14 protein-coding genes and 1 pseudogene are annotated in these 16,300 nt (G+C 71.9%); 3 read left to right on the top strand and 12 right to left on the bottom strand.

Annotation, left to right across the window (positions count from 1 at the left end; translation table 11 throughout):
- Positions 1–36 precede the first annotated feature (36 nt).
- The 3 genes and pseudogenes from OG764_RS40440 to OG764_RS40450 all read right to left on the bottom strand — a co-directional run bounded on the left by OG764_RS40440 (position 37) and on the right by OG764_RS40450 (position 3,125).
- Positions 37–723, bottom strand: coding sequence for a hypothetical protein (locus OG764_RS40440; RefSeq protein WP_328973839.1), 687 nt, complete (start codon positions 721–723; stop codon positions 37–39).
- Between the two features lie 856 nt (positions 724–1,579).
- Positions 1,580–1,777 (bottom strand): annotated as a pseudogene (locus OG764_RS40445) (UTRA domain-containing protein); the annotation flags it as partial.
- Positions 1,778–1,781: 4 nt separating this feature from the next.
- On the bottom strand, positions 1,782–3,125 hold the full coding sequence (locus OG764_RS40450) for a hypothetical protein (protein ID WP_328973840.1): 1,344 nt from the start codon (positions 3,123–3,125) through the stop codon (positions 1,782–1,784).
- Between the two features lie 143 nt (positions 3,126–3,268).
- Here OG764_RS40450 and OG764_RS40455 point away from each other — a divergent pair, with 143 nt between their 5' ends.
- Both OG764_RS40455 and OG764_RS40460 read left to right on the top strand, forming a co-directional pair.
- Positions 3,269–3,643, top strand: coding sequence for a DUF6415 family natural product biosynthesis protein (locus tag OG764_RS40455; protein ID WP_328973841.1), 375 nt, complete (start codon positions 3,269–3,271; stop codon positions 3,641–3,643).
- An 88-nt stretch (positions 3,644–3,731) separates the two neighbouring features.
- Positions 3,732–4,061, top strand: a complete 330-nt coding sequence (locus OG764_RS40460) for a hypothetical protein (RefSeq protein ID WP_328973842.1) — start codon at positions 3,732–3,734, stop codon at positions 4,059–4,061.
- Here OG764_RS40460 and OG764_RS40465 read toward each other — a convergent pair.
- From OG764_RS40465 to OG764_RS40505, 9 genes are all read right to left on the bottom strand, one after another.
- Complete coding sequence (locus OG764_RS40465) at positions 4,045–5,274, bottom strand: cytochrome P450 family protein (protein WP_328973843.1); 1,230 nt, start codon at positions 5,272–5,274, stop codon at positions 4,045–4,047. The two genes, OG764_RS40460 and OG764_RS40465, sit on opposite strands and share 17 nt — an antisense overlap.
- A 53-nt stretch (positions 5,275–5,327) precedes the next feature.
- Positions 5,328–6,575: an acyl-CoA dehydrogenase family protein gene (locus OG764_RS40470; RefSeq protein ID WP_328973844.1), complete on the bottom strand. Its 1,248-nt coding sequence runs from the start codon at positions 6,573–6,575 to the stop codon at positions 5,328–5,330.
- 139 nt (positions 6,576–6,714) lie between these two features.
- Positions 6,715–8,112 (bottom strand): condensation domain-containing protein, encoded by a 1,398-nt coding sequence (locus tag OG764_RS40475; protein ID WP_328973845.1) that lies wholly within the window; start codon positions 8,110–8,112, stop codon positions 6,715–6,717.
- An 85-nt stretch (positions 8,113–8,197) separates the two neighbouring features.
- Positions 8,198–9,997, bottom strand: coding sequence for a non-ribosomal peptide synthetase (locus OG764_RS40480; protein WP_328973846.1), 1,800 nt, complete (start codon positions 9,995–9,997; stop codon positions 8,198–8,200).
- A gap of 132 nt (positions 9,998–10,129) precedes the next feature.
- Positions 10,130–10,864: a prephenate dehydrogenase/arogenate dehydrogenase family protein gene (locus tag OG764_RS40485; RefSeq protein WP_328973847.1), complete on the bottom strand. Its 735-nt coding sequence runs from the start codon at positions 10,862–10,864 to the stop codon at positions 10,130–10,132.
- A gap of 136 nt (positions 10,865–11,000) precedes the next feature.
- Positions 11,001–11,798, bottom strand: coding sequence for a TIGR03084 family metal-binding protein (locus OG764_RS40490; protein WP_328973848.1), 798 nt, complete (start codon positions 11,796–11,798; stop codon positions 11,001–11,003).
- 172 nt (positions 11,799–11,970) lie between these two features.
- Positions 11,971–12,444, bottom strand: coding sequence for an acyl-CoA thioesterase (locus tag OG764_RS40495; RefSeq protein ID WP_328973849.1), 474 nt, complete (start codon positions 12,442–12,444; stop codon positions 11,971–11,973).
- A 268-nt stretch (positions 12,445–12,712) separates the two neighbouring features.
- Positions 12,713–14,371 carry a GMC family oxidoreductase gene (locus tag OG764_RS40500; RefSeq protein ID WP_328973850.1) on the bottom strand — a complete coding sequence of 553 codons (1,659 nt, stop codon included), beginning with the start codon at positions 14,369–14,371 and terminating at the stop codon, positions 12,713–12,715.
- Complete coding sequence (locus OG764_RS40505; protein ID WP_328973878.1) at positions 14,368–14,898, bottom strand: DUF5987 family protein; 531 nt, start codon at positions 14,896–14,898, stop codon at positions 14,368–14,370. The genes OG764_RS40500 and OG764_RS40505 overlap by 4 nt, the downstream gene beginning before the upstream one ends.
- 369 nt (positions 14,899–15,267) lie before the next feature.
- On the opposite strand from OG764_RS40505, the gene OG764_RS40510 reads away from it, so the two are divergent.
- Positions 15,268–16,296, top strand: a complete 1,029-nt coding sequence (locus tag OG764_RS40510) for a ParB/RepB/Spo0J family partition protein (RefSeq protein WP_328973851.1) — start codon at positions 15,268–15,270, stop codon at positions 16,294–16,296.
- Positions 16,297–16,300 lie beyond the last annotated feature (4 nt).

A 16,300-nucleotide genomic window follows, 5' to 3' on the forward strand; every position in this document is an offset into this window, starting at 1 on the left:
TTGAGCAGTCGCCCGCACACGGGCGCGGATGCTCTGTCACCCGTTTCTCTTCCTTCCCCGAACGTGGTCCGCGACCGCGAAACCCAGGTCGAGTTCCTCCTGGTGGGCGCCGCGCGGTCCCACCGCGTTCGGGAACGCGCCGGGATCGTCCGCATGTCTCTCGGCGATCTCGGCGAGCACATCCTGCTGGTCCGTACTGCTGCCCTGGAACCACAGACGCACGTTGATCTGGATCCGGCCGTTACCGACTTTCTCCACCCAGTGGTAGTCACACAACGCCCGCACCGCGCGGTTGACCGTGGTGCGCGTGATCATCTTGCCGCCCTTCTGTACGGCAATCCTGTTCAGCCCGTCAGTGATCTCCTGCTGCGTGTACTGGGCGACGCCGGTTCCCGGCACCTGGCCACCCGCCACGAAGAGGAAGACGCAAAGCTGGGACTTCGTGATGCTGTTCGCGACGGCCAACTGCCCCAGTAACTGCGTGAACCAGTTGCTGGCCAGGCTGTAGCCGGCACCTCCGGCCATGTCGTGTGTGGCCTTGGGATCCACCGCGTACTCGAAGTGGACTCCGGTGAGGCGACGGCGGCAACCGGGGTCGGCGACCTGCGCGAGCCTCTCCCCCATCTGTCTGCCGAGCGCGGCCGGAAGGTCTCCGTACGAGACCTCGTCGGGAACGGGCCTGGGCCCGCGCTGTCGACGACCGGCGGGCGGATCAGATGTCACGGAACCTCCTTGGCGCTCAGGCGGTCCCACGCTATCGAAAAACTCAACCTGTGTTTGTCTTTTGGCTGTTGCGGCCCACCAGAGGCGCCTCCCCTCACGCGCCCGTCCGGAAGCGGGTCGAAAAATCCACACCAGCCGAACTTTTCGCGCCGCCACACACCAGAAATCAACTGACGCTTGATTTCATGTGTCGAAGCTGGAGCACATTCGGCACTCGCCGAAGTGCACCCCAGGGGCCTCACCCCACCTCACCGCACTGCCCTGACCTGCAACGATCCACAGCCCCAGCGCCGCCCAAAAGAATCAACAGCTGCTTGATTTTTCCGCGAAATGTGCCCGCTGGATTAACATTTCGAAGCACCAAATGTGTCCTGGGGGACACATAGCACCGAACAAACCCGCAGGTCAGAGGCCATGCGAAGGCGGCGCCCTCTTATAAGAAGAGCAACCCGCCACCGGCGCGCACCCGCCCCCGCCTGTGCCTTCAATCGGCCGCTCACGAAGCCACGACCGTGCGGACCTGCACCACCACATGCGCGCCACAGCGGCGCCCGAGCCGACAGCGGACGATCAGTGGCCACCCGCACCACCCACGGACACCGGCCACTCCACTCGTCTTGCACGCCACCGACGGCCCGCACCCGCCAACGGCGCCCCACCACCCCGGCGGGGGCTTCGCAAGCCCCCAGGGCTTGCGGAGCACACGACCCCGTGCGCCCGCCCACCGGCCGTTGGGGCAGCGCCTCACCAAGCCACCACGCGGTGCGCTGTGTGCGTCAGGCCTTTCGCCGCGCCCGCACGGCGTCGGCGTACTGCTCACGGGTCAGCTCTTCGGGAACGATGCCCAGCTCCGGCCTCAGGTATCGGGCCGGTCCACGGCGAACTCGTACGCGATCTCCCAGCGGACGTCCGCGACAACGATATCCGCGGTCTCGACCGGCCGGCCTTCAGTGTCGTAGTAGGTGCGCTCGATCTCCGTGATGACGTCACCAACGCTGATGCCGAGGAGGTTCGCCTGCCTCTGGTCGGCGCGCGCCGGGCGGACCGCTTCCATGCCGTCAGCCCTTCAGCTCGGCGACGCGGCGGGCCCGCGCCCGTAGGTCCCGGACGGCGCGGACCTTGGCGTGCGGGCGCAGACGTAGGTTCATCACCTCGAAGTGCTCGTCGCCTCGGGCGGAGGACAGCGCCTCGTAGTCGTCCAGGAAGCGGCCCCACGACTCGCAGGCGGCCTCGACATGCCCGATAGCGAGTTGCCTCTGCGCAAGCAGACCATGCGCATGCAGCCGTCCCTGACGCTCGGCCGCGGGCTGCACCCGGATCGACTCCCGCAGCGTCTTGACCGAGCCGGCCACGTCCTTCGTCTCGTTGAGGACGTGCGCCACGTGGAAGAGGTAGGCGGTCCTGTCGTATCCGCCGATCGACTCCCGCCGGTCGTCGGCGCGCCCGAGCGCCTCCTCCGCCTCGCGGAGCCGGTTGAAGGCCTGCCGCTTGTCGCCGACCATCGCCGCCCCGTGGGCCTGCTGTCCCCGCAGGAAGGCGACGAGGCGCGGCCCCGCCGCGGGCGCGGCCTCGGCCGCCGCGTCGGCGAGCTGGAGGGCGCGCCGCCCGTACCCGAGGTTGGACGCCTGGAGGGACATGCCGCGCAGGGTCCGGCAGTACGTGACGTGCTCCTCGGCCTCCCCCGCGAGCTTCAGCGCGAACACGTAGTAGTCCTGGCCGAGCCGGTGCTGGCGTTCGTACATGGCCATCCAGCCGGTCAGGTAGACGAGGTCGGAGGCGGCGGCGAGCATGCTGCGGCGCACGGGCGCGGCCGCTTCCGCCTTGAGCCAGGGTCCGACCGTGTTCACGAGGAACGCGGCCGCCATGGGACGCGCGTGCCCGGCCCCGAGTTCGTCGAGGATGCCCGCGATGCGGTCCGTCATCGTCCCGATGGCCGCCACCTGCGCCTGCCCCACCCGTGTGGTGGCCTTCCCGGGCCGCACGGGCTCCGGTCCGTCGGCCCGCGCGAGCGCCGGGAAGAGGGGGACGGCGAGCGCCGCGCTGAAGACTCCGGCCGCGATGACGCGGCGCCGGGACGGATCCATGTCTGCCCTTCCGAGGTCTACGAGGTCCCGCACAGTGTCCGCCTCCGCGCCCCCGGCCGGAGGTGTCAGCCCGGCCTCGCCGTAACTCACGGGTCGGCCCAGTTTCCGCTCGAACGCCTCCACGATCAGGGCTCTGACCTGGGGTCGGGGCTGGTGTCCGGCGATCCACTGGGAGACGGCGGGCTGTCCGTACGTGAGGGCGAGCCCGGCCTCGGCGCCGACCCGGTTGACGATCAGGGCGAGTTGGCTTCTGGACCATCCGGCCTGGTCAAGGAGTGCGCGCAGGCCGGTGTTGGGGGTGCGTGAGCGGTGCGCCATGGGCTCTCCCGAAAGATGCATGGCTTGCATACTTCTCCGACTCCCCAACGGTACTCGCGCATCGATCCGTGCGGTTACCTCATCACAACCAGGAGTGATCGTGCGGCAGTTGTCTGTCCGCCGACGACCGTAGGGAGCCACACATGGAAGCCGTGCAGAAGGCACAGGCACTCGTCCGCCGGGCGCTGGTCCCGTACGCGCAGAAGCCCGAGCCGGTCGCGCTTGCACGGCTGGCCGAGGAGCTGTTCGCGTACGGGCAGTCGCTGCTGGCCGACGCGGAGAAGGCCCGGGCGAGCGACCCCCAGGTGGCCGGCGCGCTCGCCGACTGGGAGCAGCTCACCGTCGACGGTCCCTCCGACAGCCGCCTCGGCACCTGGAACTACGCCCGCGGCCTGGCCCGCGTCGTCCGCACCCTCCACCGCGCCCTGGGACTCGACGAACACGAGCACGACCACGGCCCGGAATCCGAGCTCCGACTCGCACCGATGCCCCCCAGCTTCAGCCTGTGGCCCGTATGACCCCACGAACCGGCACATCGGCGAGCGGCTGAACCGGCAAGCTGGGAGCCGCGGGAGTACCGCCCACGTCACACACCGAGGGGTCAGCATGGGCATCACGAACGTCGACCGCGACGACGACGGCCTCGCAGAGACAGCACGGTGTCACCGGCGCCGGCAGGCGGCCGAGCGTCTCACCGGACGCGGGGCCCGCGGAGACTTCGAGCCGACCCGGGAGGCGCGGGAGGCCCGGAAGAAGGCCGAGCGTGAGTTGCGCGCCGCTTTGGTGACGATCGCCTCCGAAGTCGGCCGGATCCTCGACGCCGCTGCGGCGGAAGCGGGCGCCGGACACGCCTGCGGGCCGGGCGCCGGAGAGGTGGCGCCCGGTCCGCAGGCGGGGACGGCCGGTCGGGCCGCCGGGACTACGCGGCCGGCGTGAGGCGCACCGGGAGGGTGCGGTGGCCGTTCATGATGAAGGTCGGGAGGGGTTCCAGCTCGTCGGGGGACGCGGCCAGGGCCAGGTCCGGGTAGCGGGCGAACAGGCGCGACAGGCCGGTACGGGCGACCAGGCGGGCGATGCCGGCGCCGAGGCAGTAGTGCGGGCCGAAGCCGAAGGACAGGTGCTCCTTGTCGGCGCGGGTCAGGTCGAAGGCGTCGGGGTTGTCGCTGTGCAGCTCGGGGTCGCGGCCCACCGCGCTGTAGTTGACGAGGATGACGTCGCCCTTGGGTATGAGCACCCCCTCGACCTCGATGTCCTCCGCCGCGTAGCGCAGCGGCAGGTGCGCCAGCGGCGACTCGACGCGCAGCGTCTCGTCGATGACGTCGTCCCAGGTGGCGGCGCCGCTGCGGACCAGCTCCAGCTGCTTGGGGTCGCTGAGCAGCGCCGTGATGGCGTTGTCGAAGAAGTTGATGGTGGTCTCGGAGCCGGCGCCGAGGATCGCGAAGATCGTGTCGGCGAGCTCGTCCTCGCTCAGCTTCGAGCCGTCCTCGTCGTCGCGGGCGGCCACGAGGTCGCTGGTGATGTCCTCGCCGGGCTGGCGCCGCTTCTCGGCGATGAGGTCGGCCATCGCGCCGCGCCATCCGGCCAGCACCGCCTGGGCCTGCTCGGGCGTGACGGTGGTGTCCACCATCAGGTCGATGACCTTGGCCGTCTTGGCGCGCGCCTCCTCCTCCATGCCGATGAGGTCGGCGACGAGACGGGCCGGCAGCGGGTAGGCGAACCGTTCCCTCAGGTCGACGACCTCACCGGGCGCGGCCGCCTCCAGCGCGTCCAGGAGCTGGTCGGTCAGCTCCTCGATCCGCGGCCGGAACGCCTCGGTGCGGCGCGGCGTGAACGCCTTGCCGACCAGCTTGCGCAGCCGTACGTGGTTCTTCCCGTACGCGGTGACCATGTTGTCCATGGCGACCCAGCTGATCAGCTCCCAGTCCGGCGGGACCTCGTGGTTGACGAAGGCCGGCCAGTGGTTGCGGGCGCTCTTGGTGACCCGCGGGTCGGCGAGCACCTGCCGGATCGCTTCGTTGCTGTTGAGCGACCAGGCGATCACCTTGCCGGGCAGCTCCACCTGGGTGGGGCCGAGCGCACGCAGCGCGGCGGCCTCGCCGTGGATGTCCCGGCCGGTGGTGTCGAGGGCGAACGGGCAGCGTTGCTCCATGGACTCATCCGATTTCTGTGAAACAAAGCGAGGGACGGGCGGGACAAGAGGGGTTACTGACCGACGCCGATGCCGAAGTGGGCGCGGGCGAGTTCGCGGTTGGCGTGCGTGGACAGGAAGATGCCGTTCCCGGCGTGGCTGTGCAGCATCGACAGGTCGCGCCACACCCGCTCGATGCGCTCGCCGTGCCGCACCGAGCTGGAGCCGGCGGTCGGGAACAGCTGGCTCTCGACGGCCCGCCAGCACAGCCGTACGGCCTCCCGGCTGATGGTCGCCAGGCGCAGCTCCTCCTCGCGGGTGAACTCCGCCGCGTCCTTGGAGCACAGCTCGTACCACTGGCCGGTGGCGTGCAGGACGGCCGCCTCGGCGGCGCTGATCATGCCGGTGGCCTCGCCGTACCGGAACTGGTAGTCGGGGTCCTCGGTGCGGGGCACGATCGGGAAGAACGCCGTCACGCGGGAGCGCATCAGCTCCTCGTACGCGTCGAGCGCGCCCTTGGCCATGCCGACGGCGAGCGCCCCCAGTTCCAGGAGCATGAAGCTGAGCGGGCCGCCGCCGTACTCGGGGCCGTGCAGGACGCGCCCTGGCGTCTCCTCCGTGATGGGGAACATGCTCAGGTGGCCCGGCAGCGTGAAGCGCGCCGGGATGCGGCCCCCGTCCATGCGGATGCTGTACGACCCGCTTCCCTTGAGCCCGAGCTGGTCCCCCCAGTCGTCCAGCCGCTGCCACTGACTCCGGGGGGCGATGAACATCAGGGGGGCGGGCGGCTGCCCCTCCCCCTGACCGACCATGGTGTGGGCGATGAAGTGCGTGGCGTACGGCGAGCCCGAGCAGTAGCTCCAGGTGCCGTCGAGGACCCAGTCGCCGTCGGCGTCCTGCTTCGCGCTGCCCGCCGGGGCGACCGTCGCCGGGCAGATGAACTCGCCGGTGCCGAACAGCTCGGCCTGCGTCTCCTCGTCGAAGAGGGTGCCGACGACCAGCGCGTGCGCGGCGCCGAACAGGTACATCCAGCCGGTCGACGGGCAGCCGCGGGCCAGCTCCATCGCCACCCGGACGAACGTCTCGGGGCCGAACTCGTAGCCGCCGTACCGGCGCGGCACCAGGATGCGGTAGAAGCCCGCCCGGGTGAACTCCTCGTGGGTGTCCTCGGCGTAGTGGCCGCGCTGCTCGGTCTCGGCCTGGCGCGGGGTCAGCGTCGGGGCCAGCGCCCGGGCGCGGGCCACGATCTCGTCGGGGGTCAGGCCCGGCTCGGGCGGAGCCACGGCGGCGGGGGAGGTGGCTGCGGCCACGGTCGTTGTCATCGTCGATGCGTTCCTTTTACGTCGCTGAGGCGGCGTCCGAGCGGCCGCCGTGGGACAGAACGGGACTCACAGAGCAGGGCTCACCGAGCAGGAGCAGGCACCCACCGGACCTGCACGCACAGGCCCGGTGAGCCGGTGCTCACAGCGCGGCCAGTGCGGTGCCGGGCGCTTCGGCGATCGTCTGGAGCAGCCGGCGGAACTCGGCGACCAGCGCGCGGGCGGTGGCCTCGTCGAAGCGGTTGTGGTCGAACTTCAGGCTGCCGGCGAGCTCCCCGGAGGGCAGCACGTCCATCGCCCACAGGCCGCCGTCCGGGATGGCCGAGCTGACCTGCTGGGACAGCTCCCGGCGGCGGATCTCGTCGAACTCCAGCCCGCCGACGGTGGCGCCCTCCATCGGGAACGGCGACTGCAGCACCTCGAACGCGATGACGGCCAGCGTGCCGTCCGCGAACGGGGCGAGCACCTCCGGGGAGTCGCCCGCCACGGCGGCGAACGGGATCTCGTGCTGGTACGCCCCCACGCACGCGGTACGGGCCTGCTCGACCACGTCGCCCAGGGTCGTGCACCCGGTCGTGTCGACGCGGATCGGCACGAAGTTGAAGAACGGGCCGACCGCGTCCATGAACCGCTCTTCGTAGCGGCCCGCGGAGAACGTCGGGAAGACCACGTCGGTGGTGCCGGTCAGATTGCGCAGCAGCACGCTGTAGGCCGCGGTCATCACCATGAACGGGGTGCTGCGCACGGTGCGGGAGTACGCGAGCACGGCCGCGGACAGCTCGGCGCCGAACACGAACCGGTGCACGCCGTAGGCGCTGGGCAGGTCCTCGCTGCGGGGGCGGTCCGAGGTGACGCCGGTGATCTGCGCGCCGGCGAGCCGCTCGCTCCAGTAGGCGCGTGCCGTCTTCAGCTTGTCGCTGTCGGCGTTCTCGTGCTGCCAGCGGGCGAAGTCCTGGTACTGGGCGACCGGAGCCTGCGCGGCGGCCGCGCCCTCACCGTCGGAGTCGCCGTCGGTGTGGGCCGCGTACCGGTCGGCGAGGTCGCGCATGATGACCTGGAGGGACCAGGCGTCGGTGGCGGTGTGGTGGGTGACCAGCACCAGCACCCCGTCCTGCGCGTCGAAGCGGCCGAGCACGGCCCGCAGGTGCGGCAGCTCGCGCACGCTGTACGTGCCGCCGTCCAGCTCGTTGAGGAACCGCTCGGCGCGCACCCCGCGCTGCTCGGCGTCGCCGGCCGGCAGCTCGCGCACCTCCAGCGGCACCCGCACCGGCGGGTGGATCTCCTGGCGGCCCTCGCCCTCGCCGCGGGTGACCGCGGTGCGCAGCACCTCGTGGCGGGCGACGACGTCGTCGAGGGCCCGCTGGAGGGCGTCGGTGTCCACCTCGCCGGCGACGCGCCAGCCGCACACCAGGGTGTGCCGGTGGCCGAAGGCTCCGTCGGTGTCGCCCTTGTCGAAGCCGCGCAGGAACTCCTGGTTGAAGGAGAGCGGGATCGGCAGTGCGCTTCCGCCGGCCTGCGCCGGTGCGGCGGTGATGCTCAAGGTGACCAGTCCTTTCTGAGCCGGGGCCGACCGCCCCGGAGGCCGGCGGCGTGGACGCCGCCGGTGGCGTGGGAGGGGCGGGCGCTCACGCGGCCTTGTCGAGCTCCTGCAGGTAGGCGTCGAGTTCGGCCACGGTGGGGCAGTTGAAGATGTCTCCGACGGTGATCTCGGCGCCGAACTGCACGCCGATCCGGCCGGCCAGCCGGACGGCCTGGAGCGACTGGCCGCCCAGGTCGATGAAGCTGTCGTCGAGGCCGACGCCCGGCAGGGCGAGCACCTCGGCGAACAGGACGCACAGGGCTTCCTGGCGGGCGGTGCGCGGGGCTGCCGATTCGGCCGTGCCCGCCCCCGCCCGGTCGGGCGCGGGCTCGGGGAGCGCGGCCCGGTCGAGCTTGCCGTTGGGGGTCAGGGGCAGCGCGGCCAGCTCCACGAAGGCGGCCGGCACCATGTAGTCGGGCAGCGTCCGGGCCAGCCCGGCCCGCAGGTCCGCGGCGTCCACACCGGCCGCCGCACCCCCGGCGGCCGGGTCCCCGGCCGTGGGGACGACGTACGCGACGAGCTGCTTGTGGCCCGCCTGGTGCTCCTTGGCGACGACCGCGGCGAGCGCGACGCCCGGCAGCTGTGCCAGCGCGTGCTCCACCTCCGCGGGCTCCACCAGATAGCCGTTGATCTTCAGCTGGTCGCCGGCCCGGCCCGCGAACTCCAGCAGGCCCTCGGCGTTGCGGCGCATCAGGTCGCCGGTGCGGTACATCACGGCGCCGGCCGGCCCGTGCGGGTCCTGCACGAAGCGCTCGGCGGTCAGGTCGGGGCGGCCGTAGTAGCCGCGCGCCAACCGGTCGCCGTGGATGTGGAGTTCACCGGTCTCGCCGTCGGCGACCTCGGCGAGCGCCTCGTCGAGGAGCCGGACGCCGACGGTGTCCATGGGGCGGCCGACGGGCACCGCGCCGGCCGGCGGGTTCGCGGCGGTCATCGTCGCGTACGCCGCGAACGAGGACACCTCCGTCGCCCCGTACATCGCGCGGACCGTGATCCCCGGGCAGGCCTCCAGGACCCGGCGCACGGCCGTCGGGGCGATGACGTCCCCGCCGGTGAGGACCTCGCGGACGCCGGCGAAGGTGTCCGGGGCCTCCTCCGCGATCACCCGGAACAGGCCGGCGGTCACGTGCAGGGCGGTGATCCGCTCGTCGGCGATCAGCCGGCGCAGGGTGGGCACGTCCGGCACCCCGGGCGGCGCCAGCACGACGGTGCCGCCGCGCAGCAGCGGGATCCACAGCTCGTACGTCGACACCCCGAAGGCGTACGGGGCGAGCGCCAGCACCGTCTGCTGCGCCCCGCCGTTCCAGCTGGAGTCCGCCGCGAACTGCACCACGCCCCGGTGGGTGACCTCGACGCCCTTGGGCTCGCCGGTCGATCCGGAGGTGTGGATGACGTACGCGATCCGGTCCCCGTCCTCGGCGGCCGCGGTGTCGGGGGCGGTGTCGGGGCGGCCCGCGCTCTCCGCGCCGCCCGCCACCTCCAGCACCCGGCCGGCGAGCGGCAGTCCGGGCCCGTCGGCCGGCCGGTCCGTCAGGAGCACCGGGCGCTGCGCCCGGTCCACGATGACCTGCATCCGCTCCAGCGGGTAGGCGCTGTGCAGCGGGAGGTAGAAGGCGCCGGCCTTGAGGACGGCGAGGGTGGCGACGACCAGGTCCGCGGAGCGCTCCATGAGCACGGCCACCGGGTCCTGCTCGCGCACTCCGAGGCCGATGAGGCGGTGGGCGAGGCGGTTGGCCCGCTCGTCCAGCTCCCGGTAGGTCAGGCGGCCGCCGTCCGCGGACACGGCCACGGCGTCGGGCGTGCGGCGCGCCTGCTCGGCGAAGCGCCCTTGAATCGAGGTGGAGACCATGCGGTGTCGTCCAATCAGCTCGTCCCCTGCCGCCGGTCACCGGTCGTGCGTGCCGACGGGGCCGCTCGGCCCGCCGGCCGGCTGTTGGAGCCTCACATGCGCCTCGTGGGCGGTGCATCTCCTGGATTGCCGTCAGGCCCTGCAGTGGCCCGTCCGGCCCGTGTTCCGGCCGGTCGCGTGCCCCGCCGACCGGCCGCGGGGGCGGTCGGCGGAGCGCTCGCCGGGCCCATCGGCCGGGCGTTCTGCGGGACGCTGCGCTGCGGGGCGGTCGGCCGTGCGCTCTGCGGGGCGGGCCGCCGCCGCGGGGGCGGCGGCGACGGCCCGGTCGTGTTCCGCCGGGCTCATGTCCCGGCGGCGGGCCCCGCAGAGGGCCACCAGCGCGTCGACCGCGTCCAGGGCGCGCGGCTCGGCGGCGGGGTAGGGGCAGACGATCCAGGACCGGCCGGCGAAGAGGTCCGCCCGGGCCTCGGCGGCGTCCGCCGGGCCCCGGCCGGCCGACGACCGGCCGACGACCGGGCGGCCGGGCACGTAGCCGCGGACGTCGCAGCCGCGCAGCTCCGCCTCCGCCCAGATCTGCTCCTTGGCGTCGGCCACGTCCGTGTAGGCGTGGCCGAGGCCGCGGGCCTGCGCCTCGTACAGCACGTCCACGACGGTGGACGGCGGGGTGGCGATCACCACGAGGTCGGCGGGCGGAGCGGCGGGGGCGAGCGGGGTGCCGGCGCCCATCAGCATGGCCCGGCCCAGCGCGTCGGGGTCGTGGTCCTCCAGGAGGACCTCGACACCGGCGCGGGTGAGGGCGAGGGCGAGCGAGGTGCCGATCAGGCCGCAGCCGATCACGGTCACGCGGTGCAGTCCGGTACTGGTCACGGTGTCTCCTTCCCTGGTGGGCTGCGGGCCCTGATACGGGGATCTGCGGTCCGGCGGACGGCGGGCCGCGGGCGGGTGGCGGTGGTCGGCGGGTGGGCGCGCCGCGCGGTGCGGCGCGGCCCGGCCGGGCGGGTCATCAGTGGGCGTCCGCGAACTGGCCGGGGGTGCGGCCGTCACCGGCCGGGCCGCGGTAGGCCTGGGCGATGCCGAGCCAGTGGTCGGCCTGCTCGCCGGTGGCGGTCAGGGCCAGGTCGTCACGGTGGCGGCGGCGGGTGACCAGCAGGCAGAAGTCGTGGGCCGATCCGGTGATCTTCTGGGTGGCGTCCTCGGGGCCGACGGTCCACAGGTCGCCGGAGGGACCGGTGAGCTCGAAGCGGAACGGGCCGGCCGGCGGGGTCAGGCCGTGCGACTCGTAGCCGAAGTCACGGGTGAGGAAGGCGAAGTTGACCAGGTGGCGGAGCCGGTCGGTGGGCTGCCTGCGCACGCCGAGGGCGTCGGCGATGTCCTGGCCGTGCCCGAAGAGCTCCATGATCCCGGCGCAGGCGAGCACGACCGGCGGCAGTGGATTGACCAGCCACGGCACGACCTGGCCTTCCGGTACGGCCGCCAGGGCCTCCACCGACGCCTCGCCCTCGGCCCGGAAGCGGGCCAGCAGTTCCTTCGGCGGGAAGCCGTTGTACTGCTGGAGCGCCGCGTTGACCGCGCCGTTGAAGTCGCCGGCGGCCGCGGCGGTGATCTTCTTGAAGGTCTCCGGGGCCGCGGCGGCGGTCTTGGCCAGCGTGAAGATGAAGGTCAGGTGGGCGATCTGGTCGGCGACGCTCCAGCCGGGCGACGGGGTCGGCGTGTGCCACGCGCTGTCGTCGAGGTCTTCGACCAGGCGGGCGACCTCGTCGATGTCGGCGGTGAGGTCCTTGAGAACGACGCTGATGCTCATGACTGGCTCCTTCGGGAGGTGGCTACGGGGGTGGCGGTGCGGAGGGGTCGTACGGCGTGTGCTGTGCAGCGGGTTTCGTGAAGCAACTCACCGGGCGTGCGGTGCGGGTTTCGTCAAGCAACTCACCGGGCGGGACGGACGACGGCGGGCAGGACGCGCCCGCCGCTGCGGCTCAGGCGGCCCGGCCGACGAGCGAGCGGTTCTGGGTGGCGTACGGCGCCAGCGCCTGGGCGAGGGCGTCGGGGATCAGCGAGGGGACGGTGGCCGTGTTCGGACCCCGCATGCAGGCGATCCGCTGCTTGCCGCGGGCCACCAGGGTCTCCGTGCCGTCCTCGGTCACCTTGACGTAGTCGAAGGTGAACTCCAGCTGGGTCTGGGCCTGCTCGGCCAGCCGCATCCGGATCGACAGCTCGTCGAAGGCCGTGATCTCGGCGAAGAACTCGCAGTCGACCTTCAGGGTGAAGAGCTTGAGGTCCTCCTGGACGTCGGCGAGGACCGCGGGTGCCTTCTGCTTGAGGAACAGCTCCCGGCAGCGTCCCTGCCACCGGAGGTAGTTCACGTAGTACACGTTGCCCACCAGGTTGGTCTCCTCGAAGCCAACGGTGTGCCGGTACTCGAAGTAGTCGGTCGTCGCGGTGGTCGTCATCGTCGTAGCCCTTCGTAGCGTCTGTCGGTTCCAGTGGGGTCCGGTGAGGCCGGTGGGTGCGGTGAGGTGCTGTTCGAGGGGGTTGCTTGAAACAACTCACTTGCCGGACACATCCGCCCGGGCGATCTCTCGCGCCGGACGGGGAGTGCCGGAAGAAGTGCCGAAGCGGTGCCGAAAGCAGTGCCGTCAGCGGTGCCGAAAGCGGTGCCTGTCGTACGCGATCACGTGCCGGTGGGTCAGCCGTGCGTCAGCGGTGGGGCAGCGGTGCTCAGCGGTTCGTCAGACCGGTCAGCAGGGGCAGCACGTTCTTGCGGCCGCTCCTGGATCCGTCCGGGGCCGGCGCACCGTAGGAGACGTTGATCCCCTTGGCCTGCGCGGCGGCCACGATGCCCGGTACGGCGCGCTCGGCGAGCGCGGAGATGGTCATGGCCGGGTTGACGGTCAGCGCTCCGGGCACGGACGAGCCGTCCGTGACGAAGATGCCGGGGTGGCCCCGCAGTTCGTTGCGGTCGTCGAGCGCCGAGGTGTGCGGGTCGTCGCCCATCCTGCACGAGGCGAGCGGGTGCACCGTGTAGGCGCCGACCAGGTCGTTGGTCCAGGGCATCACCTTGGCCAGACCGTCCTTCTCGAGGATCTCCTTCACCTCGGCGTCGGACATGTCCCAGGCGGCCTGGGTGTTCCTGGTGGGGTCGTACCTCAGGTTGCCCCGGCCCAGCATCTGCTGGGATATCCGGTGCGCGTTGCCGGTGGCGGGCGGCGGCCCGAAGACTCCTTCGTTGTCGTCCTCGATCATCGTGAAGATGGTCAGCCACGAGGGCCAGTTCTTGAGGATCTCCTTCTTCTCCGCACCGAACCACGTGGGCCCGGTCGCGTCGGGGACCTGGGCCAGGATCGTGCCGAGGCCCGGCGGGAAGTACAGCTGCTCCAGCGAGTAGCGGTGGTATTCGGGCAGGGAGCCGTCCAGACGGTCCCAGTTGGCCACGGTGGGGCCCTTGCCGATCGCGTTGGCCGCGTAGGCCAGTCCGTCGCCGCGGTCGAGGCCGAGCAGGGCGGCGGCCTTCTCCTCGTCGATGATCGCGGTGTTGAGCCGCTCCCCGTTGCCGGAGAAGTAACGGCCGACCGCGTGCGGCATCGTGCCGAGGTGGGCCTCGCTGCGCTGCAGGATGACCGGCGTGGCGCCGGCTCCGGCCGCGATGACGACGATCTTCGCCTCGATCACGCCGCTGCCGGCCTGGAGCCGGTAGTCCTCGTCGTGGACGACGTTGAAGTGGACCTGGTAGTCGCCGTCCGAGGTGCGGGTGATGTGCTGCACCTCGTGCAGCGGCCGGATCTCCGCGCCGTGGGCGAGCGCCGCTGGCAGGTAGTTCAGCAGCAGCGACTGCTTCGCCTCGAAGCGGCAGCCGGCCATCATGAAGTTGCAGTTGACGCACTTCGTGTTGTCGACGGCTGCCGGCAGCGGGTTGGCGGTGCGTCCGGAGTGGTTGCAGGCCGCGGCCCACAGGCCGCCGGCGTAGCTGACGTCGCTCCAATCCTGTTTCTCGATGGACAGGGACTCCTCGACGCGGTCGTACCAGGGTTCGAGGGTGTCGCGGCTGACCGAGCTCGGCCACATCCGGCGGCCGATGGAGCCGTGCCGGTCGAAGACGAAGCGCGGCGCCCTGGGCATCGCGGCGAAGTAGACGACGCTGCCGCCGCCGACGCAGTTGCCGCCGAGGATGCTCATCCCGTCGCCCACGGTGAAGTCGAAGGCCCGGGTGTAGGAGGAGCCGAGCTTGTAGTCGTGCTCGAACTCCTCGCTCTGCAGCCACGGCCCGCGTTCCAGGACGGTGACCTTCGCGCCGCCCGCCGCCAGGTGGTAGGCGGTGATCGCACCACCGAAGCCGCTGCCGATGACCAGGACGTCCGTACGCTCGACGGCGTTGCTCATGCGGGGCTCCCAGAGGGCGTCGTGTCCGGGTGGAGGCGGGCGAGTTCGCGGCCGTAGCCGAATTCCTTGAAGCGCACGAGGCCGTCGGCACCGGGGTGCGGCAGGCCCATCGCGACGAGTCCGGGGTGGCCGTCGGCGATCGCCTCCGCGGTGTGCAGGTGCGCGGCCGAGTCGAAGGCCATGTTGCAGAAGAGCGAGAGCATCACCCAGAAGTCCTTCTCCGGGTGGCCGGGGGTGGTCAGCCGCTGGATGAGGGCGACCCGGTGCCCGTAGTCGAGGGCCACGAAGGGCGGCACGTCCTCGTCGAGGTCGAGCCCCAGCTCCGCGGCGTAGGCCTCGGCGTGGGTGTTGGCGAGGTCCGCCAGGTCGTCCAGTCCGTCGTGGATGCCGGTGGCGTCCCAGCGGAGGAGTTCCAGCGCGCCGGCCTCGACCGCGCCGCCGCCGGTGGTCACACCGGCGATCGCACGGTCTTCGGCCGATCGCTTCTGCCCCGGGATAATGGTGTCGGCATAAGCCTCCAGGGTCATGGTCCGGTACTCGCCGTTCGGCGCCACTCGTGCGTTTTCTTCTCGCAACGCGATCTCCTTCCGTTCCGTTTCTGAGTGGGTGCCTTCCGGCGTAAATAAAAGCTATGACTCGCTCCTCTGTTCAAGCAACAAGCCAAAGTCGCGGCGAAGCCGGGAGCGACTCACCAGAGTTGCGGCATCGGGAGCCCCGGAGTCTGCGGGCACCCGGAGCGCTGGCCTACGCTTCAATCCCGGATGCATTCCTCACCCGCACGTGACATTCCTTCTGCGGCGAGACGTCAGACAGAAGCGCGCCTAGGTCTCATGCTTGGGGGAAACGTGAAAAGTGCTGACGAAGCTCCGGTGCCGCCTGGGTCCTCCACGCACCGCGTGCGGATAGACGAACTCGCACCCGCGGATTCACCGCGGCTCAACGGAATCGACAAGTCGCACGTGCGCAGGCTGGCCGCGGTCTTCTCCTCGCTGCCGCCCGTGCTCGTGCACCGCCCCACCATGCGCGTCGTCGACGGCATGCACCGGATCCGCGCGGCCAGCCTCAAAGGGCTGGACACGGTCGAGGTGCGCTTCTTCGACGGCGCCGAGGAGCAGGTCTTCCTGCGCTCGGTGGCGGCCAACATCGCCAACGGACTCCCGCTGTCGGTGGCCGACCGCAAGACGGCCGCCGCGCGCATCCTGGCCTCCGACCCGAGCCTGTCCGACCGGGCCGTCGCCGCGCACGTGGGCCTCGACGCCAAGACCGTGGCCGGCGTGCGGGTGTGTTCAGCCGCGGGATCTCCGCCCCTGAACGTCCGCACCGGCGCCGACGGCCGCGCCCACCCCCTGGACAGGACCGCCGAGCGGATGCACGCCGCCGAGCTGCTCGCCCAGGACCCCGCGCTGCCCCTGCGCACCGTGGTGGAGAAGACCGGCCTTTCCCTGGGCACCGCGCACGACGTACGCCAGCGGCTGCTGCGCGGCGAGGACCCGGTGCCGCAGAACCGGCAGGGCGCCGGCCAGAACCCCAAGCGGGAGCCCGGCACGGCGGGCGAGGAGCAGGCAGGCGGCGACCGGGCGGCGCAGGCCGCCTACCGCGTGCCGCCGCCCGCCCACGCGCTGCTCTCGCCGCGCTCGCGCCCGCCGCTGGACACCCTGCGCCGGCTCGCCAACGACCCGTCGCTGCGCCACTCCGACCAGGGACGCGAATTCATCCGCTGGCTGCACGCGCACTTCATCGTCGACGAGGCGTGGCGCAAGCGCCTGGAGGCCGTGCCTCCGCACAGCGTCGACGCCGTGGCCGACCTCGCCCGGCACTGCTCGGACACCTGGCGGCGCTTCGCCGAGGAGCTGGCCGTACGCCGGCACGCGGGCCTCACGACGAAGCACCCGGAACTGCACGCGACTCAGCCAACTCGGCGTTGACGCC

The sequence above is a fragment of the Streptomyces sp. NBC_00239 genome, from assembly GCF_036194065.1.
In the GTDB taxonomy this organism is placed as follows: Bacteria; Actinomycetota; Actinomycetes; order Streptomycetales; family Streptomycetaceae; genus Streptomyces.